This is a genomic window from Bartonella sp. TT121SHDZB (assembly GCF_042193415.1).
Taxonomy (GTDB): Bacteria; Pseudomonadota; Alphaproteobacteria; order Rhizobiales; family Rhizobiaceae; genus Bartonella.
Window position 1 is genome coordinate 325 of the sequence record NZ_JBHILR010000084.1, and the last position, 233, is coordinate 557.

The window sequence follows — 233 nt, forward strand, 5'->3', positions numbered from 1 at the left end:
CTGCTCCAGCGTCAGCCGGGGCGACAGCGATGAATACGGGTCCTGGAACACCACCTGCACCTTGCGCCGCAGCGCACGGTTGGCGGGCGAGTTGCGCGTGGCTGGCTGCTGCCAGGCATAGCCGGCAATGCGCAGCCGGCCCTCATGGGGCAGCAGCCCCAGCACGGCCTGGGCCAGCGTGGATTTGCCCGATCCCGATTCACCGACCACACCCACGGTACGCCCGGGCAACA

The 233-nt window shown here is 69.5% G+C and carries 1 protein-coding gene; it reads right to left on the minus strand.

Annotated features, from left to right (window positions below):
* Positions 1–216, minus strand: a 216-nt coding sequence (locus tag ACFIKI_RS08635; protein ID WP_375666811.1) for an ATP-binding cassette domain-containing protein, incomplete at its 3' end; no start/stop codon positions are given.
* Positions 217–233: the final 17 nt, after the last annotated feature.